21 protein-coding genes are annotated in these 21,809 nt (G+C 39.3%); all 21 read left to right on the top strand.

The window, feature by feature from the left end; translation table 11 throughout:
* Positions 1–285 precede the first annotated feature (285 nt).
* The 21 genes from rho to atpE all read left to right on the top strand — a co-directional run bounded on the left by rho (position 286) and on the right by atpE (position 21,762).
* On the top strand, positions 286–1,566 hold the full coding sequence (gene rho, locus ACFQ3N_RS00330) for a transcription termination factor Rho (RefSeq protein ID WP_390358457.1): 1,281 nt from the start codon (positions 286–288) through the stop codon (positions 1,564–1,566).
* Positions 1,567–1,726: 160 nt separating this feature from the next.
* Complete coding sequence (locus ACFQ3N_RS00325) at positions 1,727–1,972, top strand: type B 50S ribosomal protein L31 (protein WP_390358455.1); 246 nt, start codon at positions 1,727–1,729, stop codon at positions 1,970–1,972.
* Between the two features lie 447 nt (positions 1,973–2,419).
* Complete coding sequence (locus ACFQ3N_RS00320; protein ID WP_390358453.1) at positions 2,420–3,040, top strand: thymidine kinase; 621 nt, start codon at positions 2,420–2,422, stop codon at positions 3,038–3,040.
* Positions 3,041–3,460: 420 nt separating this feature from the next.
* The gene (locus ACFQ3N_RS00315; protein ID WP_390358451.1) at positions 3,461–4,432 is read left to right on the top strand and encodes an NERD domain-containing protein; all 972 of its coding nucleotides are present in this window, start codon (positions 3,461–3,463) and stop codon (positions 4,430–4,432) included.
* A gap of 331 nt (positions 4,433–4,763) precedes the next feature.
* Entirely contained in the window at positions 4,764–5,834 is a 1,071-nt protein-coding gene (gene prfA / locus ACFQ3N_RS00310; RefSeq protein ID WP_390358448.1) for a peptide chain release factor 1, read from the top strand.
* On the top strand, positions 5,827–6,702 hold the full coding sequence (gene prmC, locus ACFQ3N_RS00305; RefSeq protein ID WP_390358734.1) for a peptide chain release factor N(5)-glutamine methyltransferase: 876 nt from the start codon (positions 5,827–5,829) through the stop codon (positions 6,700–6,702). The genes prfA and prmC overlap by 8 nt, the downstream gene beginning before the upstream one ends.
* 157 nt (positions 6,703–6,859) lie before the next feature.
* Positions 6,860–7,468 carry a stage II sporulation protein R gene (gene spoIIR / locus ACFQ3N_RS00300; RefSeq protein ID WP_390358446.1) on the top strand — a complete coding sequence of 203 codons (609 nt, stop codon included), beginning with the start codon at positions 6,860–6,862 and terminating at the stop codon, positions 7,466–7,468.
* A 73-nt stretch (positions 7,469–7,541) separates the two neighbouring features.
* Entirely contained in the window at positions 7,542–7,943 is a 402-nt protein-coding gene (locus tag ACFQ3N_RS00295; protein ID WP_390358444.1) for a GNAT family N-acetyltransferase, read from the top strand.
* A 443-nt stretch (positions 7,944–8,386) separates the two neighbouring features.
* Positions 8,387–9,424 carry an L-threonylcarbamoyladenylate synthase gene (locus ACFQ3N_RS00290; protein WP_390358442.1) on the top strand — a complete coding sequence of 346 codons (1,038 nt, stop codon included), beginning with the start codon at positions 8,387–8,389 and terminating at the stop codon, positions 9,422–9,424.
* Positions 9,425–9,526: 102 nt separating this feature from the next.
* Positions 9,527–10,081 (top strand): manganese efflux pump MntP, encoded by a 555-nt coding sequence (locus ACFQ3N_RS00285; protein ID WP_390358440.1) that lies wholly within the window; start codon positions 9,527–9,529, stop codon positions 10,079–10,081.
* Between the two features lie 150 nt (positions 10,082–10,231).
* On the top strand, positions 10,232–10,837 hold the full coding sequence (locus ACFQ3N_RS00280; RefSeq protein WP_390358438.1) for a low molecular weight protein arginine phosphatase: 606 nt from the start codon (positions 10,232–10,234) through the stop codon (positions 10,835–10,837).
* A 21-nt stretch (positions 10,838–10,858) separates the two neighbouring features.
* A complete protein-coding gene (locus ACFQ3N_RS00275) occupies positions 10,859–12,148 on the top strand; it encodes a methyl-accepting chemotaxis protein (protein WP_390358437.1) in 1,290 nt (429 codons plus the stop codon).
* Positions 12,149–12,186: 38 nt separating this feature from the next.
* The gene (gene rpiB / locus ACFQ3N_RS00270; RefSeq protein ID WP_390358435.1) at positions 12,187–12,624 is read left to right on the top strand and encodes a ribose 5-phosphate isomerase B; all 438 of its coding nucleotides are present in this window, start codon (positions 12,187–12,189) and stop codon (positions 12,622–12,624) included.
* Positions 12,625–12,660: 36 nt separating this feature from the next.
* Positions 12,661–13,236, top strand: a complete 576-nt coding sequence (locus ACFQ3N_RS00265) for a TIGR01440 family protein (protein WP_390358433.1) — start codon at positions 12,661–12,663, stop codon at positions 13,234–13,236.
* A gap of 19 nt (positions 13,237–13,255) precedes the next feature.
* Complete coding sequence (locus tag ACFQ3N_RS00260) at positions 13,256–14,491, top strand: serine hydroxymethyltransferase (protein WP_390358431.1); 1,236 nt, start codon at positions 13,256–13,258, stop codon at positions 14,489–14,491.
* 376 nt (positions 14,492–14,867) lie between these two features.
* Positions 14,868–15,497 carry a uracil phosphoribosyltransferase gene (gene upp, locus ACFQ3N_RS00255; protein WP_390358429.1) on the top strand — a complete coding sequence of 210 codons (630 nt, stop codon included), beginning with the start codon at positions 14,868–14,870 and terminating at the stop codon, positions 15,495–15,497.
* A gap of 37 nt (positions 15,498–15,534) precedes the next feature.
* Positions 15,535–16,647: a non-hydrolyzing UDP-N-acetylglucosamine 2-epimerase gene (wecB, locus tag ACFQ3N_RS00250; protein WP_390358427.1), complete on the top strand. Its 1,113-nt coding sequence runs from the start codon at positions 15,535–15,537 to the stop codon at positions 16,645–16,647.
* 177 nt (positions 16,648–16,824) lie between these two features.
* A complete protein-coding gene (locus ACFQ3N_RS00245; RefSeq protein WP_390358425.1) occupies positions 16,825–18,996 on the top strand; it encodes a S8 family serine peptidase in 2,172 nt (723 codons plus the stop codon).
* 1,265 nt (positions 18,997–20,261) lie between these two features.
* Entirely contained in the window at positions 20,262–20,648 is a 387-nt protein-coding gene (locus ACFQ3N_RS00240; RefSeq protein WP_390358423.1) for an ATP synthase subunit I, read from the top strand.
* A gap of 88 nt (positions 20,649–20,736) precedes the next feature.
* Complete coding sequence (atpB, locus tag ACFQ3N_RS00235; protein WP_390358421.1) at positions 20,737–21,459, top strand: F0F1 ATP synthase subunit A; 723 nt, start codon at positions 20,737–20,739, stop codon at positions 21,457–21,459.
* A 96-nt stretch (positions 21,460–21,555) separates the two neighbouring features.
* Complete coding sequence (gene atpE, locus ACFQ3N_RS00230) at positions 21,556–21,762, top strand: F0F1 ATP synthase subunit C (protein ID WP_019378207.1); 207 nt, start codon at positions 21,556–21,558, stop codon at positions 21,760–21,762.
* The last annotated feature ends 47 nt before the right edge of the window (positions 21,763–21,809 follow it).

The following is a 21,809-nucleotide window of genomic DNA, read 5'->3' as shown; positions in this document are numbered from 1 at the left end:
CACGAACAGACCTTTCAATTAAGAAGTGAAAATCATACCAAAAATATAATCATGTACGTCGGCATAGAATATTTTATAGATCTATCACAAATCTACTTTGTAATAATACTTATTTAAATAATGTGAAAATAAAACAGATTTTAGAAAAACGTAACATTCGCCATGCCTTTATGGCGAATGACCTAATTGCACTTATGTAGATAAGGAAGTTTTATACTTTCTTACCTGCGGAAAAAATTCTTTACTAATACAAAAATGTAAAAATGAATAGGCGTGGTGATTTTTATGGCTGCATTAACAATTTCTCATTTAGAGACATTAACATTGAAAGAAATTTATGCATTAGCAAGAGAGTATAAAGTCTCTTATTATGCAAAGTTGACAAAAAAGGAACTTATTTTTTCTATTTTAAAAGGTCAAGCAGAAAAAGACGGTTTTTTATTCATGGACGGAATATTGGAAATCATTCCTTCAGAAGGCTTCGGTTTTTTACGACCAATTAACTATTCCCCAAGTGCAGAGGACATTTATATTTCTGCATCACAAATTCGTCGCTTCGATCTGCGTAATGGCGATAAAGTATCGGGTAAAGTTCGTCCCCCTAAAGAGAATGAGCGTTACTATGGCTTGTTGCATGTAGATGCTGTTAATGGTGACGACCCTGAAACAGCGAAAGAACGCGTTCATTTTCCAGCACTAACAGCTCTATATCCAGATCGTTTAATGAAGTTGGAAACAGAAACAAAAACGTTATCAACACGAATTATTGATTTAATGACACCGGTTGGATTTGGTCAACGTGGTTTAATTGTTGCTCCTCCAAAGGCCGGAAAAACAATGCTTTTAACAGCGATTGCCAATAGTATTTCCACTAATCATCCAGATGCAAAGTTGATTATTTTATTAGTGGACGAGCGTCCTGAGGAAGTAACAGACATTGAACGCTCGGTAGCTCCTGATGTTGATGTAGTTAGCTCAACTTTTGATGAAGTACCTGAAAATCATATTAAAGTATCTGAGTTAGTACTAGAACGAGCAATGCGTTTAGTCGAACACAAGCGTGACGTTATCGTGTTAATGGATAGTATTACTCGATTAGCACGTGCGTATAACTTAGTGATCCCACCAAGTGGTCGTACACTTTCAGGTGGTATTGACCCAGCAGCGTTCCACCGACCAAAACGATTCTTCGGTGCAGCAAGAAACATCGAAGAAGGCGGTAGTTTTACCATTTTAGCAACCGCATTAGTTGATACCGGATCACGTATGGACGATGTTATTTATGAGGAATTCAAAGGAACAGGTAACATGGAATTGCACTTGGATCGACAACTTGCCGAACGTCGAATATTCCCGGCAATCGATATATTACGCTCAGGTACTCGAAAAGAAGAATTGCTCGTACCAAAAAGCCATCTTGATAAAATTTGGGCAGTACGTAAAACAATGCAGGATTCACATGATTTTCTTGATCGATTCTTAAAGAGACTGAAGACATCAAAAAATAACGAAGAATTTTTCCAACAAATGGACGAAGATATGAAACGACGTGGTACAAAACGGTAAAGCGTAATGCTAGTAGGATAAATTAGCACGATACTATTGCAATCAATTCCGCACACTGTTATAATCTTTCTATGTGAGTTTAGAAAAGGTAAAGTGCCTATAATGGCTCTTGTAACAACTCTGTTTCCAAAGGATTCAGGGCAAAAAGGAGTGTAATAACATGAAAAAGGATATCCATCCAGAATACAGAAAAGTTGTATTTCTTGATACAAGTTCAGACTTTAAATTTATGAGTGGTTCAACACAAAGCTCAGAAGAAACAATTGAATGGGAAGATGGTAAATCATACCCACTAATCCGTGTTGAAATCAGTTCAGATTCACACCCATTCTACACAGGTAAACAAAAAGCTGACAAAGTCGGCGGCCGCGTAGACCGATTCAAGAAAAAATATAATATGAAATAAAAAGCTGAGCTGACCGTTTAGGGACGACCGCATAAGCAAAGAACCGAAAAACGCCCGATTTTGGCGTTTGTAGTGTCAATTGCTTATGACGCGAGTCCCTGGGAAGAGAAGCTGGATTGAATAAAAAGCTGAAACGACTGGTCAGAAGCGGACGCATAAGCAAGGGGCTGAAAAGCGCATGGTTTTAGCGCTTGAAGTTTCAATTGCTTATGACGGCAGCTTCTAGGAGTCGAAGCTGGATTGATAAAAAGCTGAAACGACAAGTTCTCAGCTGAAATAAAAGTGCGCTCAACCTGCACGCTCATGAAGAAAACAGGCAAAACGTCTATAATTTTGCCTGTTTTTTTACTTTAAAAAATGCTTATAAATAAACAAATTATGCCGATATTAATGTTAAAATAATATATATACATATGGAATATCACCATTGAAGGGAGAAGACCGCTCATGTACGTTATGAAACAAAGTGGTTGGGTAGAAGTAATTTGCGGCAGCATGTTCTCTGGTAAATCAGAAGAACTAATACGCCGTGTACGCCGAGCAACATTTGGCAATTTATCTGTACGCGTATTTAAACCAGCAATTGATGATCGATATGCGGAAGATTCGGTCGTATCCCATAACGGCACAACAACATTGGCACGTCCTGTAAAGAACTCCAAAGAAATTTTAGAACATATTGATGACGACTTAGATATAATCGGAATTGATGAAGTTCAATTTTTTGATGAAAACATTGTTGCAGTAGCAGACGAGCTAGCAAACAAAGGTATCCGTGTGGTTATCGCAGGACTTGATACTGACTTTCGTGGAGAGCCATTTGGGCCAATGCCAAAATTAATGGCATTAAGTGAATCGGTAACAAAATTGAACGCAATCTGTCCAATATGCGCAGCACCAGCAAGCCGTACTCAGCGTCTAATTAACGGGAAACCAGCATCTTATGATGACCCAGTAATCCTAGTCGGCGCATCCGAATCATACGAGCCTAGATGCCGCCACCATCATGAAGTCCCAAACAAACCCAGTAAACAAATACTAAAAACCTTATCAAAATTGTCTAGATAAAAGAGTGCTCCGGCGCTCTTTTTTGGTAGATAAGAAAGAATGATAAGTTGGTGTATATACATATGAACACGTTACAGGTAAAGGGTGTCAGTACAGAAATAGGCAGGAACAAATTGCTGGAGGATATTACTACGCGAACTGGAAAATTCATCCATTATTGCATTAGTCGGCCATAATAGTGTTATTCCGAGCTGGAAACCAGTACACCTGGTTCACGAAATGACTTCTTATTCTCCTTACCTTCTAACTCATCGCTTATAACTGGAAATGTTGCATGACAGTGAGTTCAGTTAACAAGAGGGTTTCTTCCGGTAAATAGGAAATATTATGTTAAAATTATTCAATAAAAGAAGGAATTTCACTTCCCCTGTAGAATTAGCAGTATGTAATTATAAACTTTTCACAGGAGGAAAATAAATTATGATCGCTCAACACCGTGAAGAATCAATTTTACTATGGCAATTGGAGGCACTATATGGGAGAACACCAGCTCATCATCAAGCTAAGAGTTTCATAGAATTAGATTATAAAAAGAGAAGGAGTGGCGTGAAAGGAGAAAAGGATTTAGAATTTCCGTTAAGCTTTTTAAGTGATAACGATTATCTTATACTTCATGATATACGAATCAAAGACAAAAATGGCTACTTTCAGATAGATACACTAGTTCTTTCCATGTGTTACTTTCTTATAGTAGAAGCAAAGAACTGGTATGGGACCGTACTATTTGATGGGGAAGACCAGGTAGTTAGAATCGGTGACGATGGTAAAGAAGAAGGCCTGCCGAATCCTGTCTCCCAGGTGAATTTGCAAAGGTACCGGTTGCAGGAGTGGCTCAGCAGTAACGGAATTATCAATATTCCCATTGACTATTATGTCGTTTTCACATCTTCAAGTACAATTATCAAATCTATCTCTCCAGATAAACCTATTCCAGAAGCTATTATTCGTAATAATCAACTTCTATTTAGAATCCAGGATATGAATGAAAAATATAATACTCCACGATTAACTATGGAACAGCTTCATGAGCTAAGTACACAGATAATTGCAGCGCATACACCTCGAACAGTAAACGTATTAGAAAAATACTGCATGTCTATAGACGAATTAATAAAAGGAGTCTTTTGTCCAAAATGCGCCGCGGTACCAATGGACTGGCAGCATGGGAAGTGGGTATGTCGAAGTTGTCATCATATGTCAAAGAATGCACATGTGAGAGCTTTTCATGACCATAAATTAATAATAAGCGACACAATAACAAATCGTGAGGCGAGAGAATTATTGGGAGTCGATTGTCCAGACGTGATAAGGAGAATTTTACTAAAAGAGAAGTACAGTTGTATTGGAACAACCAAAAACTGCTATTATAAGCTGGAATTACATCATAAATAATGCAAATGCGGAATAAATCATCAGAAACGCGGAATAAACTGCCAAAACGCGGAATTATCATCTTCAAACACGGAATAACAGAGTGAAAACGCGGAATAATGAATAAAAACGCGGAATCGATATCGCGGGCCTGTTCCAAACACGATAAACCCGCAAATTCGCTGATAAACTGCCCCACACCAACCCATTCATAACGAAGATTTTCTGCCTCCGCAGAAAATCAACCACATCCAATGAAACCAACCAACAATACCCCCAACACACAAATAATTTTGACCTCTTCACGTTAGTATACTATAATTATACTGTTAATTAGAAAGAGGTGACCGTGGTGTTAGATCGTTTACAAACGCTTGAAGACCGTTATGATAAGTTAAATGAATTGCTTAGTGATCCTGAAATTATTAGTGATACGGCTAAATTACGTGACTATTCGAAGGAACAGGCGGGCTTGGAAGATGTTGTTCAGGCTTACCGTGAATATAAAGATGTTAATACACAGTTAAAAGATGCAAAAGAAATGTACGACGATAAGCTTGATGATGATATGTATGAAATGGTCAAAGCTGAAGTTGCCGAGCTTTCAGAGAGTAAGGAAGAGCTTGAGGAAAAAATGAGAGTTCTTCTTTTACCAAAGGATCCAAATGATGACAAGAACGTTATTATGGAGATTCGTGGAGCAGCAGGTGGAGATGAGGCAGCGTTATTTGCTGGGGATTTATACCGTATGTATTCTCGTGTTGCAGAGAAATATGGTTGGAAAACTGAGGTTATTGAAGCTAGCTCCACAGGGGTTGGCGGCTATAAAGAAATCATCTTTATGATCAACGGTACAGGAGCTTACTCGAAGCTGAAGTATGAAAATGGTGCCCACCGTGTGCAGCGCGTTCCAGAAACAGAATCTGGCGGCAGAATCCATACGTCAACGGCAACTGTAGCTGTTTTGCCTGAAGCAGAAGAAGTAGAAATTGATATTCATGAGAAAGATATACGTGTAGATACGTTCGCCTCTAGTGGACCTGGTGGGCAAAGTGTTAACACGACTATGTCTGCTGTCCGCCTTACGCATGATCCAACAGGTGTTGTAGTATCGTGTCAGGATGAGAAATCACAGATTAAAAATAAAGAAAAAGCAATGAAAGTTCTACGTGCTCGTGTGTACGATAAATTTCAGCGAGAAGTACAAGCGGAATATGATGAAAACAGAAAGTCAGCTGTTGGTACCGGTGACCGTTCTGAGCGAATCCGTACGTACAATTTCCCGCAAAATCGTGTAACCGATCACCGTATTGGCTTAACGATTCAAAAGCTGGATCAAATTATTGAAGGTAATTTGGATGACTTTATCGATGCATTGCTTATGGAAGAACAGACGAAAAAAATGGAGCAAATTGGTGAATAAAATGGATGAATCAATGAAACAGTATGAAGTCCTCGAATGGGCTTCTCTTTTTTTAGAAAAGCATAACCGGGAAACGAAGGTAGCTGAGGTTCTATTGCAGCATTATTTAGATGTGTCCAGATCGACCTTTTTCACTATGATGCGTGAGCGAGTCTCAGCATCTGTTCAACAACAATTTGAAGAAGCGATTAAAACACATGCTGAAACTGGAAAACCCGTTCAACACATCACTGGATATGAATACTTTTATGGACGAAAGTTTCACGTAAACGAAAATGTACTAATTCCAAGACCGGAGACAGAAGAGCTTGTACAGTTCGTTATCGAGTCAACTTTGCAAAACAACCCAGACCAACCAGTAACGATTGTTGATATTGGTACGGGAAGTGGGGTTATTGCGATCACCCTTGCACTCGAATTAAAAAATGCTACTGTTTATGCTACCGATATATCTGAAAAAGCCCTTGATACGGCAAAAAATAATGCAGCAAGCCTAGGCGCGAGCGTTCATTTTTTACAAGGCGATTTTTTAAAACCAGTTATCAAACATAGGATAACAGCGGACTGGATCGTGTCGAATCCACCGTATATCGCTAGAGCAGATGAACCCTCACTCGCTGATACCGTAAAAACCTTCGACCCTGAACTTGCTTTATTTGCTGAAGAAAACGGATTAGCTGCCTATCAGCAAATTATTGCCGATCTTCCGGATGTAGTAAAACCTTATAGTCACGCAGCATTTGAAATAGGTTTCGAACAAGGTGAATCTGTTTCCACACTTTTGAAAAAGATATACCCCAACAGCAGGGTTACAATTAGTCAGGATATTAACAAAAAGGACCGTATCGTCTCAGCAGAACTAGTATAATAAAAGGATTGGACTTTGTTATTATGATTTTATGTTGCTGCAGCTACTTACCGTTACGTTCTTTTACCAATTATAAAAAAATACTAGAATACTAGTTTAAAATAGTCATACCCTGCCCATACTGTTTGTAAATCAAAGCAAACGGGGGTAAGGAATGATGAAGAAACTAGTATTTTTTGCATTTATATTTTTTATTCTATTATTATCGATGCCAACTAAAGGGGCAGGGAATCAAGCCGTACAAGAGGATGATTATCAGGTTATACCTGACGATGCTATTCGCCTGCGAATATTAGCTAATAGCGATTCAGAATCAGATCAGCAGATCAAACGATTAATTCGTGATGAGGTAAACGAAGAGATAACGAAATGGGTGGAGGATATTGCTGATATAAATGAAGCACGAGACCTTATTCAGGCAAATCTACCCGAAATTAAATCCATTGTTTCTTCTGTCTTAGAACAACAGGACAACAAAGAGTCATTTCAAGTAGAATACGGAGATAATGTAACATTTCCTACCAAATTATATGGTTCATTTTTATACCCAGCAGGTGAATATGAAGCAATTCTTATTACGATTGGTGATGGAAAAGGATCCAATTGGTGGTGTGTACTTTTTCCGCCACTATGCTTTTTAGACTTTTCGAATGGGACGAGTGTAGCAGAGACGGCAAGTAGTGAGCCTATTGAAGAAGAGGAAGAAGAAGATGAAGATTCCGTTAAGATTAAATTTTTTCTTTTCGAATGGTTCGGTTGGTCATAGATTTCAACACAAATGCATATAGTAGTGTAAAGAAAGCTAGTAAATCTAGCAAAAATTAGGTAGAGGTGAAAAAATGAAACTTATACCAACCGAACAGGCGTCAGTAGAAAAAGTGAACGTATTTTTGGAAAAAAATCAGGACATCAATAGAGAGCTTCTATTTCAGATAGGTTATGTTGCTGAAGTAAACGACCGAATTTCGGGTTGTTTTATGTTAGATACAATGGAAGAAGGCGTATATTGGCTAAAACAACTTTATATTACTCCGGATGCAGCTACTTCATTGCCTGCATTATTGGAATCCGTTTTAGCTCTTGCCAAACAAAAGCATGCTAAGCAAGTTTATGTACACAGTCATCAGCCAATGGTCGATGTTTTATTGGAGGCATTGCAGTTCCATCCACAAAGAAGCAACAATATTGTAGATAACTATCCAAGAAATAGGGGTAGTTGGTGGATGTATAACGTTTCCTAGCAAGGTTATTCACATAAATAGTAAGTTATCAACACATACCTGGGGATAACCTGTCCAAAACGTGTGGATGATAAATACACACCTGTTAATAACTTGGTAGATAAAAAACTTTCTTATCTACATAAGTGCAACTTAGGCTTCTGCCATTAAGGTTTGCACTCCAAAGCATAAGGGCTTCTAAGAGCAAAGTACGCTTACTAAGCATCCCTTTCACGATCAGCCAAGTTTTCTAATCTATTTAGTTCATATAAAGAAATAGCTTGTGGATAGTCTGTGAATAACCCCCTCACAGGCTATTTTACTGTTTAGAAAGTTATAAAATTAGGGCCAGTGGATATGTATTAACTGCTTAAGCCACGTCTAGCTCCGAGGTCTAACGACTAGTGTTCTTTGCTAAAAAAATGTATATCATCTAGAATAATGATAGAAATGGGGTAACAGCAATGTTTGAGACAAAACGATGGAATTTACATAATGATCAAAAATATAATGACGAAGCACTTGAAGAAGCTGCCGAACTTTTAATAAAAGGAAAAACAGTAGCGTTCCCGACAGAAACGGTTTATGGATTAGGGGCAGATGCAACGAGTGAAGCTGCTGTAGCTGGAATTTTCCAAGCAAAAGGACGGCCAACGGATAACCCGTTAATTGCCCATGTTGCAACGAAAGAACAGCTAACACAGTTGGTTATACAGTTACCGGTGCTTGCTGAAAAATTGATTCATGCCTTTTCACCTGGCCCGATAACGTTTGTGCTGCCAAGTAATGGAGCATGTGCAAGAAATGTTACGGCTGGGTTATCCACAATCGCAGTTCGTATGCCAGATCATCCTGTGGCACAAGCACTTTTAAAAAAATGCGATATACCAATTGCCGCTCCAAGTGCAAATGTATCCGGAAGACCTAGTCCGACAACTGCAGACCATGTGTGGCAGGACCTTCACGGTGAAATTGCTGGACTATTAGATGGTGGGGCGACAGGGGTTGGAGTTGAATCAACTGTAATTGACTGTACACAGGATATCCCCATAATATTACGACCTGGTGGAATTACGAAGGAGCAGTTAGAGGAAGTAGTGGGGCGAGTCATGGTTGATCCAGCTTTAATTAATCACGAGGAACAGCCAAAATCGCCTGGCATGAAATATACCCACTACGCTCCAGAAGTTCCCCTGTGGTTAGTGGAAGGATCTTTCGAACACATCCAACAGGTAATCGATAGAGAACGAATAAGTGATAAGAAAATTGGACTCATAGCGAGTACTGAAACAGCTAAGCAAATTGATGCAGACCACACGATAAATCTTGGCTCGAGTCAACAACTGAACGAAATCGCAGCAAACCTTTACGACGCGTTACGCGCATTCAAACAAGGAAACGTCGACTTAATTATCTGTGAAGCTTTTCCGGAAGAAGGAATCGGACAGGCCATAATGAATCGGCTTAAAAAGGCTGCCCGTATGGTGGTAAAAGAAATGTAAATCTATTTACAAAAAAACGTATCCACAGCAATTTTTAAGGAGCAACATATTCTCCATCGGACATGCATATAGATGAATTAGCATGTCCGGGGAGGATGGTCGATGTCAATCAATCAATTAGGGGAATTCGTATCACTTTCGTTTATGGCTATAGCTTTAGGAATGGACGCGTTTTCAGTAAGTCTAGGTATGGGCATGCAGCGTATGCGCCTAAAAAGGATTGCGTTAATTGGTGTAATTATTGGTTTATTTCATATTATAATGCCTTTTATAGGGATGCTCCTGGGACAGGCAATCTCTGAGCGAATCGGCTATCTTACTATTATATTTGGTGGTTCATTGCTGATTATTATCGGGGCACAAATGGTTTTCTCAGCATTTAATCGAGAAGCGATAAAGATTGTTCAACCAATTGGAATGGGACTTTTTTTCTTTGCGTTGAGCGTGAGTTTCGATAGTTTTTCCGTTGGATTAAGTTTAGGTATGTCCGGGGTCAAAACAGTAATAGCTCTATTATTGTTTGGTTCGGCAAGTATGGTACTAACATGGAGTGGATTATTACTAGGCAAAAAAGTACATGGGTTATTTGGTGTTTATAGCGAAATTCTAGGTGGGAGCATCCTGTTTGCATTTGGATTAAATGTCTTGTTTGGTTAAAACTTTATATAAAATACTACTCTGATTCTCTGCTGTGTAGAGAGTCTTTTTTTGTTGTCTCTGTCTGTTTATATTTTTCCTAACATACTGCTTCTATATATGGTATAGTTTTAATAAATGATAACTGATGAATGGTGGTGGGGGTTTATTATGAAAATCTTGTTCGTTTGTACTGGGAATACATGTCGAAGCCCAATGGCTGAAGCGCTAGTTAAGCATAAGATGCCAACAGCAAAAGTGCAATCAGCGGGTATTTTTGCTGGAACTAATCAGCGAGCAAATCACCATTCGATTGAAGCGTTGAAACAACAAGGAATTAATATGAATCACAGCTCACAACCTGTGACTGACAGATTATTAAATTGGGCTGATCTAGTATTAACCATGACTACCCAACACAAGCAATCACTAATTTTAAACCACCCAAAGTTTCAGGATAAATTTTATACACTGAAGGAATACGTGTCAGATGCCGATAAAGAAGTATGGGAAAAACTGAAAAAGGCATATGCGGATTTTGAAGAAAAACGAAGCCAATTTATCCACAAAAATCAGCATACACTGAATAATGAACATTTAGAGGAAGAACTTACCAAGTTTTTACGGAACGATATACAACATATAAAACAACTAGAAGCAAGTCTAATTAATTATGATATTTCCGATCCGTTTGGAGGAGAATTCGATACGTATCAACAAACATTAAAAGAAATAGATGAATATATTGATTCACTACTAAAAAAGATCAGTGATTAGCAACGAGTGGGGGAAATGGGAATGGGGAGAAAGTATCGATTTAGTTTGCGTTTAAAATTAGTTCTATTAACAACGCTATTGGCGATAGTCACGTATTCGTTTAGTGCACTATTCATTTATTTCATTTTTGACTACGTACAAGCTATTTGGGAAATTTCCGAACAGTGGTTTACAGTACTTACATTGGTGATGGGGATATTTTGGTCGGGTGTGTTAGCTTATTTTGCTGCTAGACTTATTACAAAACCGTTAGAAAATCTAGAACAAGCAGCATCACAGATTGCAGATGGAAATTTAAATCAAACGATTGATATATCAACATCCGATGACGAAATTAGGGCGCTAGGTATAGCGTTTGATGGAATGCTTAAAAATCTGACAAGCATGGTACATAATATTGATAAGCATTTTGAAAAAACGAATCAGTCCGTTATCCATATGAAAACAGCATCCAACGAAGCTTCGCAACATTCTAGATTGATAAGTGCATCGATCGATGATATTTCAAAAGGTGCTGAAAGTTCATCCGAAGCAATCCAAAATACAGCTGAGGCAGTGGAAATGGCAACAGAGCTTGCTCGTGAAGTTCAGGGTAGAGCAGCACAGTCGAAAGAAAAGTCAAGTACCATGTTAGAAACGTTAAACAATAGCAAAAGTGTGGTAAATCAATTAGTAGCAGGTATTCAAAAACTGGCTAGTGATGAGGAACAGTCTTTAGAGGATGTTGAACATTTAAAGGAAAATGCCCAACAAGTCGAATCGATCATCACAATGGTCGGTGGCATTGCTGAACAAACCAATCTCCTTGCATTAAATGCATCCATTGAGGCTGCCCGTGCGGGTGAACATGGCAGAGGATTTGCTGTAGTAGCTGATGAAATCAGAAAGTTAGCTGATCAAAGTGCAGGTGCGGTGCAACGTATATCAGATTTAATTACAGCAATTCAATTAGATGTTAATCTAGTAGTAACAAAGATTAATGAAAATGTAGGCTATGCAAATAAAGAAGCACAAAATGGATTACGCACCAATAAAGCGATTGAGCAAATGTCAGGATCGATTATGGAAGTTGCAACAGGAATAGATTCCATATCTACTCTGGTAAATAGACAGCTGGAATCCATCCAGGAAACGGTAACTCAATCACAAGAAGTCGCAGCGATTGCTGAGGAAACTTCTGCAGGAACAGAAGAAGTAAGTGCATCGATCCAGGAACAATCAAGCACGATAGAAAGAGTTGACGGATTGGCACATGAATTAGAAGAATTAGCGAAAAATCTTAATAAACAAATACAGCAATTTAAAGTTTAATTCTGTTACCATACACCTAGAAAAGGAGTGAAAGAACTATGAAGGTCATATTAACAGCAGATCATGCGGGCATGACAGTCCGCAATGAAGTTATTAGTCTTTTAGAAGAAATGGAAATTGAATACGAGGATACCGGGTGCAGTTGTGAGACTTCTGTTGATTACCCGGACTATGCACTTCCAGCAGCAGAACGCATTGCCAAGGGTGAGTTCGACCGTGGTATCTTTATTTGTGGAACTGGAATTGGCATGTCGATTTCAGCGAACAAAGTAAAGGGAATCCGCTGTGCTTTAACACATGATGTGTATAGTGCAAAGCTGACCCGTCAACATAATGACTCCAATGTGCTGGCAATGGGAGAGCGCGTAGTTGGACCTGGATTAGCACGAGAGGTTGCCAAAACATGGCTCGAAACAGAGTTTGACGGTGGACGTCATGCTAATCGTATTGGTAAAATAACAGAGTATGAAGCGTAAGACCGAGCCTCAAACCTAACATGGAAGGTGAGCACAATGGCAGGGTTTAACCAAGACGTACAACAGGATATGGAAGCGGTTGTAAAAGAATGGATCGAAAGTGGACACTTACACGAGGGTGATCTATTTGTAATCGGCTGTTCGACAAGTGAAGTTGCTGGTAAGAATATTGGAACTTCAGGTAGTGAGGACATTGCAGCAGTTATTTTCCAATTTGTTGAAAAACTGCAGCAACAAACTGGCATCAGGATCGTTTTTCAGTGCTGTGAACATCTAAACCGTGCATTACTCATGGAAAGAAAAACGATGGAATATGTAAACGCTGAAGAAGTCTCGGCAGTTCCGGTACCAACAGCTGGCGGCTCAATGGCATCCTATGTTTATAAGCAAATGCAGGACCCGGTCTTAGTTGAGACCATTCAGGCACACGCAGGCATGGACATTGGTGAAACGATGATTGGCATGCACTTAAAGCGTGTTGCTATACCATTACGCTTCAACAAACGAAATATTGGAAATGCACGTGTAGCGTTTGCACGAACGAGACCGAAGTTAATTGGTGGAGAGCGTGCACACTATCAAAAAACACATGCTAATAAAAGTTGTAAATAATTAATAGGGGGAATCACATATGAACCATGTAAAAGAAGCAGATCATCAATTATACGAAGCAATGCAGGCAGAAAAAACACGTCAACAGGAAAAAATTGAATTAATCGCATCAGAAAACTTTGTATCAGAAGCAGTGATGGAAGCAATGGGTTCAGTACTAACGAATAAATATGCAGAGGGTTATCCAGATAAGCGCTACTATGGTGGCTGTGAATATGTAGACATAGTTGAAAACCTAGCTCGTGATCGCGCAAAAGAACTTTTCAGTGCGGAACACGCAAATGTTCAACCACACTCAGGAGCTCAAGCTAACATGGCAGTTTATTTTACGGTACTGGAGCCTGGTGACACGGTTCTGGGGATGAATTTGAATCATGGTGGTCACTTAACACACGGCAGTCCAGTGAACTTCAGTGGAACACTTTACAATTTTGTTGATTATGGTGTGGAAAGAGAAACCGAACAACTTGATTATGACGCTGTATTGGAAAAAGCAAAAGAAGTACAACCTAAGATGATCGTTGCTGGAGCAAGTGCGTATTCACGTACCATCGACTTTGCGAAATTCCGTGAGATTGCCGATGCAGTTGGTGCTTATCTAATGGTGGATATGGCGCACATCGCAGGATTAGTTGCAACTGGATTGCATCCAAGTCCGGTTCCACACGCTGATTTTGTTACGACAACTACACATAAAACATTACGCGGCCCACGTGGTGGTATGATTTTATGTAAAGAAGAATACGCGAAAAAAATTGATAAGTCCGTATTCCCAGGTATGCAGGGTGGCCCGCTAATGCACGTCATCGCTGCAAAAGCTACATCGTTTAATGAAGCATTATCCGCTGAATTTAAAACCTATTCTAAACAAGTCGTTACAAACGCGAAAACGCTAAGTGACGCATTAGCTAACGAAGGTATTCGTGTAGTTTCAGGTGGAACGGATAATCACCTATTACTATTGGATGTAACGCCACTTGAACTTACCGGGAAAGTAGCGGAAAAAGTATTAGATGATATTGGAATTACAACAAATAAAAACACTATTCCGTTTGATAAAGAAAGCCCGTTCGTAACAAGCGGCATCCGTATCGGTACAGCAGCCGTGACTACTCGAGGCTTTGCTGAAGCGGAAATGAACGAAATAGCAGCTATTATTTCATTGACATTAAATAATCATGAAGATGAAGCAGTACTAAAAGAAGCTGCAAAACGCGTGATTGCGTTAACAGATAAATTCCCACTTTACGCATAAATAAGGATGAGGATGTTCCTATCGTAGGAGCGTCCTTTTTTTACAGACAGGAAAGTTTATACCTAACTAACGCTGTTGTGAGTGGGTGTCTAATCAGCGTGATGGACGTTAAATGCTGATAAAACGGTCAAAAGTGCTGATAAAATTTGAAAATTACTGATAAAACAGCCAAAAGTGCTGATAAATCACAAAAAATACTGATAAACTCACAAAATTCACTGATAAGCGACTCATCTCACAAAAAGCAGGAGCAAACAGACCGCATTATACTGAAACCGACTGCATCCATAACTTGTTTTGCCGGTTTGCTTGAAAGCTTAACTATTATTAAGTACAATTTGTAAGATGCAACTAATAAGAAGGAGTGATTTGCTATATGGGAAGAGTACATGTTTTAGATCATCCGTTAATTCAACATAAATTAACGTACATACGTGATAAAAACACAGGAACAAAAGAATTCCGCGAGCTTGTTGATGAAGTCGCAATGTTGATGGCTTTTGAAATTACAAGAAATTTACCACTACAGGAAATCTCAACGAACACGCCCGTAATGGAAGCAAAAACAAAAGTATTAGCTGGTAAAAAAGTTGGTTTAATTCCAATTCTCCGTGCTGGCTTAGGTATGGTTGATGGCATGTTAAAGTTAATCCCAGCAGCACGTGTTGGCCATGTGGGGTTATATCGTGATCCAGAAACACTTAAACCCGTGGAATATTATATAAAATTACCGACTGATATTCCCGAGCGTGAACTAATTGTAATCGACCCAATGCTTGCAACAGGTGGATCGGCAAACGATGCTATTCACTCCTTAAAAAAACGTGGGGCAAAACAAATCCGTCTGATGTGCCTAATTGCAGCGCCAGAGGGAGTCGAAGTTATTCAACAGGAACACCCTGATGTAGACATCTATTTAGCTGCACTCGATGAAAAGTTAGATGAAAAAGGATATATCATTCCTGGTCTCGGTGATGCAGGAGACCGTTTATACGGCACAAAGTAATTTTTCAAGACTATGAATAAGCGGAGTGACACCTATAATGACAAAGCGTATTAAAGTAATGACCATTTTTGGAACCAGGCCTGAAGCAATTAAAATGGCGCCACTCGTACTCGAGTTAAAAAAACGCAATGATCAATTTGAACCGATCGTGACAGTGACGGCACAGCACCGGGAAATGCTCGATCAGGTACTAGAAATTTTTGATATCACACCAGATTTTGATTTAAATATTATGAAGCAAAAACAGTCGTTAGCACAAATTACTACCCGTGCACTAGAGGGCCTTGATGAAGTGATGAAAGAAACGAAGCCAGACATCGTGCTCGTTCATGGTGACACCACTACTACATTTGCTGCCTCACTTGCTGCCTTTTACAATCAGATAGCAGTAGGTCATGTGGAAGCAGGACTTCGTACGTGGGACAAGCATTCCCCATATCCAGAGGAAATGAACCGTCAGCTTACTGGAGTAATGGCAGATTTACATTTTGCACCAACAGAAAAATCGGAACAAAATCTGCTGCGTGAAAATAAACCAGAGAACCGGATTTTTGTTACCGGTAATACAGCGATTGATGCACTAAAAACAACAGTCGATGATGCCTATTCGAGTCCGGTGATGGATGAACTTGAAGGCAAGCGTCTTGTGTTAATGACCGCGCATCGTCGGGAAAATTTGGGTAACAACATGCAGCAAATGTTCCGTGCGATTAAGCGGTTAGTGGAAACGCATGATGACATTCAAGTTATTTACCCAGTACACCTTAACCCAGTCGTACAAGAGACTGCGAACGAAATTTTAGGAAATGACGATCGAATTAAATTAATCGAACCACTTGGTGTTGTCGATTTCCATAACTTCGCCGCACGCTCCCATTTAATATTGACTGACTCTGGTGGGGTTCAAGAAGAGGCTCCATCTTTAGGGGTACCGGTTCTTGTGTTGCGCGACACAACTGAACGCCCAGAGGGAATTGAAGCGGGCACATTAAAACTTGCTGGTACGGAGGAAGATAATATTTTTAACCTGGCAAATGAGTTACTTTCTGATGAAAATGCCCATGCAAAAATGGCCAAAGCATCAAATCCATATGGTGACGGAGAAGCTTCAAGACGTATCGCCGATGCTATAGTAAATTATTTCAAATAAACGGTACAATGAAGGATTCAGCAGTCGCTGAATCCTTTAAATTTTTCAATCGTGCATGAATATTTATTTTTTCCAAAAGATAAGAAGAAATTGCTGAAGCATTTCTCTAAATCAAGTATTCTCAAGCTACCTACCAACCCTATTCTTACAAAATAATAAAAAAGGAGTCTCCCCATTATGCGACTAATCTTCCTCATTTTAATCACAGCAATAATCTACATTTCTAACCCAGTTCCAATGGCAGCCACTACAGATAACAAGCAATCTATCATAATTGAAGTAGAGGGAGATCCCAAAGAGCATAAAAAATACATTAACACCTACCATCCATTCATCGATGTTATAGCGATGTATGATCAATTGTTCAACGGACTTGCGTTGCAGGCTGCCCCAGATAAATTAGCGAGAATGGGATCACTTGAATTTATTAAAGCGATACATCCGGTACGTACATATGAAACGTTGCCTAACGATTCTTTAAAAGAAGTGCAACAGGATAATATGGTCATGCCATTCACGTTAAACGACACTACTTATACAGGTAAAGGTGTCAACGTGGGTGTGATTGACACTGGAATAGCCTATGATCATCCAGATCTTTCAACAAATTACAGAGGAGGGTATGATTTAGTTGATTTAGATGATGATCCGCTGGAAACGCAGCGTTCACAAGGGATGCCAACGATCCATGGATCTCATGTAGCGGGGATTATTGCGGCAAATGGTGATCTGTTGGGGGTAGCACCTGGAGCAGGAATATATGCATATCGTGCACTCGGTCCTGGTGGAAGAGGGTCAACTGTTCAGGTAATTGCAGCAATGGAACAAGCGGTGAAAGATGGGGTAGATATTATCAATCTTTCATTAGGAAATGCAGTAAATGGTCCTGATTTTCCAACAAGTGTTGCTGTTAATCGGGCAGTCGATCTTGGAATAGGAGTTGTTATTGCTAATGGGAATAATGGTCCAGATAATTGGACAGTGGGTTCACCTGCAACTGCAACAAAAGCGATGTCAGTTGGGGCGTCAGCTTCACCACAAACAGTTCCTTATTTGTATGAGCCGATTCAAGATAAGACAATTGAATTAACCTCTATGCAAGGCTCTATTCCTTGGAATTTAGAACACCGTTATCCAATTGTCCAAGTAAATGATAACCATGCTAATTTAACAGGAAAAATTGCACTCGCAAAGCGTGGAGAAGTTCCTTTTCATGAAATGGCAAAAAAGGCTGAAGAAAGTGGTGCTGAAGCGGTATTAATTTTTAACAATGAGGAAAAACCGTTTCAAGGGTCAATTGAAAATCCAGAAAACCCGGTAACCATTCCTGTTGCTTCCATATCTCATCAGGATGGGCAATGGTTACAGAATAATACAGATTCGCAAACAATAGAAACAATCTATCAAACAACAGAAACGACCATAGCTGACTTTAGCTCACGAGGACCAGTGACAGTAAACTGGGATATTAAGCCTGATATTATAGCGCCCGGTTCAAACATCATTAGTACGGTTCCAAACGGGTATCAAGCATTACAAGGAACAAGTATGGCTGCCCCGCATGTAGCAGGTGTGATGGCATTAGTGAAAGAGGCGCACCCTGATTGGACAATAGAACAAATTCAAGGAGCATTAACGACAACAGCAACACCATTAGAAGATAATAAAGGTGATCTCTTAGACCCGATCATTCAAGGTACAGGCCAAATTCAGCCTAATAAAGCTATTGAAACAAACACGATTATTCAGCATGCATTGTTATCATATGGCAAAATCAATTCATATAAAGAAGAAAAGACCATAAATGTAACTATTGAAAATACAACAAATCAAGCACAAAGCTATTCATTTGATATTCCAACCAAACAAAAAGGACTTACTTGGAATTTGCCTCAAATGTTCACCTTAGAAGGCAAACAGCAAAAGACAATTCCAATTGAATTAAGTGTTACCACACCACAATTGGAGAAGGGACTCTACCAAGGATGGATTTCGTTACATCAACAAGGTGAAACCTATCAATTGCCTTATCTTTTTGTAAATGAAACAGCGGACTATCCTAAGGCAATGGGCTTTGAGTTTTCGTTAATGCCTTTTTCGGATGATACGTATTTTTATAAATTGTATGTAACAGATGAGGCGAAAAGTGTGACTGTAGACCTTTACAATCCTGGCACACTGATCTATGATCGAACATTTTTAGAATTAAGTGACGTTGAAATTGGTATGAATGAGGGACAAATGGAAAAGAAGGAATTAGGTAAACCTGGTCAATACAAGGCATTAATTACCGTATTATTGGAAGATGGTAGTTATGAAAGTTACGAAACGGAGGTTATTATTAACTAAAACTCATTTCGTAAGTTTGACTACTATTTAATCCTCACAGTTGATGTAGATTGCGACGCAACTTTAGGCTTACTTCTATTGCCGCTGTCCGGGATCGCAAGGGGCGGATGCTTTCCGCGGGCACGGCCTCAGCCCTCCTCAGAAGCAAAAAACGCTTCTTCCGGGGTCTTCGGACACGTGCTGTTCCCACAGGACAAGGAAGGCTTCGACAGCATTACATCGCACGAAGAAAATCGGTTTGTATTTTCGAGGAGTCTTCGTGTTCTGCCTTCGCTGATCATGGCGTTCTAATCATTGTTTGGATAAAACATTTGGAATCTTGAACAGAAAGCTACTCTAAGCTGTGAAAAAGTGCAACACTCCTGGGGGATGCTGTTCCCGATAGGAGTCGACTGACCTCCGCTCCAATCAAACACCATAAAAGGGTAGTTTATGCTATAAAAAACGAAATGATAGCTGTTGTTTCATTGTGGAAACTATATCAGCGGCGGAAATACACGAAGACTTCTGCGGGAGGATAGGCATAGGTGAGTTTCTGAAATGCGTCAGCATGAAGAAGCTCACCAGCCGCCCGCGAAAAGCGAAGTGTATTTCCAGAGCGAGTAAAAGCACCAACCATCATATCAGGTTACGTCGCATTATATATCTATTGTGTCAAAAACAAAATCTTTTAAAAAACAGCCTTAATTAAAAACAACAAAACAAAGCAATTCCATTTACGACAAAATTCGTTCACAAAAATGTCATTTTATTCGACAGGGTTATTCCGTTATAATAGCAAGGGATATGGTTTGAAATCCACCAAACAACTAGCTGATTTATGTTCATAGGTGAAGCCTTGTAAGAGGCATCATATCAGTGATGAAGAAAGATTAAACGATTGTTTAAAATTGCCAATATCCATTCGTTGGATTATCCGTCAAACCAATTGACAATAGGGTACTGCTACTGTAAACTTGCTTAGTGTGAATGGTAAGGTTTTCATTAAACTGCAATAATTATGTCCCTTAATTGACAAACCTTACATAAGTATAAGACAAACTATTCATATTTGCAGTGACTTATCTCACGGATTTTTTGCTGTATGTATGAGTGCTGTATGTGGGAAGATATTGCCATGAAGCTATATAGGGCAACACTTGCAGGATTATTTGTTGAACAAAAGCTAGACAAGCATCATCTGCTAACCCCCTATCCTGAGAATAGGGCTTTTCATAGGCCTGCAAACCTTAAAATGTGCAACAAAACGGGGGAAAAGTAATATTATGTCGCATTATGAAAATATGATTGCGCGTCAACGTAAGTGGATGTTCTACCTTTTGGCATTATTGGTACTTGGAGCAGGGTTCACCCCATATCTCCGTATCTTCCTCGGTCTTCTTTTAGGAAGCGTAATTAGTTTATATAACTTAGTGCTTCTTCAAAGGAAAACATACGACTTTACAGAGGCTGTTGCAAAAAAGCAACCCGCAAGAGGGCTTGGCACTGTATCGCGATTTGCTGCTGTTGCATTGGCAGTCATTATCGCACTTCGTTTTGAAGACTATTTTCACATTATCGCTGTAATAATTGGATTAATGACATCCTATCTCGTCATGGTGATAGATTTTGTTATATCCCACTTTAAGAGTGAAGAAAGTCCTAAGAAATAAGATAATCCAAAGCTTTTGCCACGATTTTGGTGAGGAGCCAAGGCTTTCTAGAAAACAAGGATTATAGTATGAAAGAGGGGTGAACAAGGTGGATCATGGAGCACCAATGTTAAGAGATGTATTTGGAATATCCTGGCTTGATTTTAATATGTCCAACGTATTAATGATTGCAATTACGTCATTAATCGTATTTGTCCTCAGTATGTTGGGTGCAAGGAAATTACAAATGAAGCCAACAGGTGTGCAGAACTTCATGGAATGGATTCTGGACTTTGTTAAAGGAATTATTAACGACACGATGGACTGGAAAACAGGTAAGGTCTTCTTGCCATTAGCACTAACATTAATTACATACATTCTTGTGGGTAATATGCTAGGTGTTATAACAAATGGGGTGTTTGGCCACGATCTATGGTGGAAATCACCAACAGCAGATCCAAGTGTCACATTAACGCTTTCCGCGATGGTAATTGTTCTAACACACTATTATGGTGTTAAGATGCGAGGCGGAAAAGAGTATGTGAAGGAATATTTCCGACCGCTGCCATTCTTATTTCCGATAAAAATTATCGAGGAATTTGCAAACACATTAACGTTAGGTTTACGTCTTTTCGGTAACTTATATGCCGGTGAAGTACTACTAAGTTTACTAGTAGGTGTAACAACCTCAAGTGTATTAGGCTTCCTTGGTGGAGCAATTCCATTCTTGGCATGGCAAGGATTTAGTATATTTATCGGTGCTATCCAAGCATTTATTTTCACTATGCTGGCAATGGTTTACATGTCACATAAAGTAAGTAGCGATCATTAAGCTACATCCAATTGTTAATTAGCCTATTTTAGCTTTCATGCTGAAAAAGGAAATTATGAAAAAACTTATACAACTATTTTGAGGAGGATTTATATTATGGGAGCTTTAGCAGCTGCAATCGCAGTAGGATTAGGGGCACTTGGTGCTGGTGTAGGTAACGGTTTAATTGTAAGTCGTACGGTTGAAGGGATTGCTCGTCAACCAGAACTAAAAGGTCAACTACAAACAACGATGTTTATTGGTGTTGGTTTGGTTGAGGCTATGCCTATCATCGCGGTAGTAATCGCACTAATGGTAATGTAATAACTTATTACTAAAAAAGATGGCGGAGTATGTCTGAATTAGAACCT

Source organism: Virgibacillus byunsanensis (assembly GCF_042675965.1).
GTDB classification, from domain to species: domain Bacteria; phylum Bacillota; class Bacilli; order Bacillales; family Amphibacillaceae; genus Virgibacillus_R; species Virgibacillus_R byunsanensis.
The sequence above is the reverse complement of the archived record's forward strand: the minus strand, read 5'-3'. Positions and strand labels throughout refer to the sequence as shown.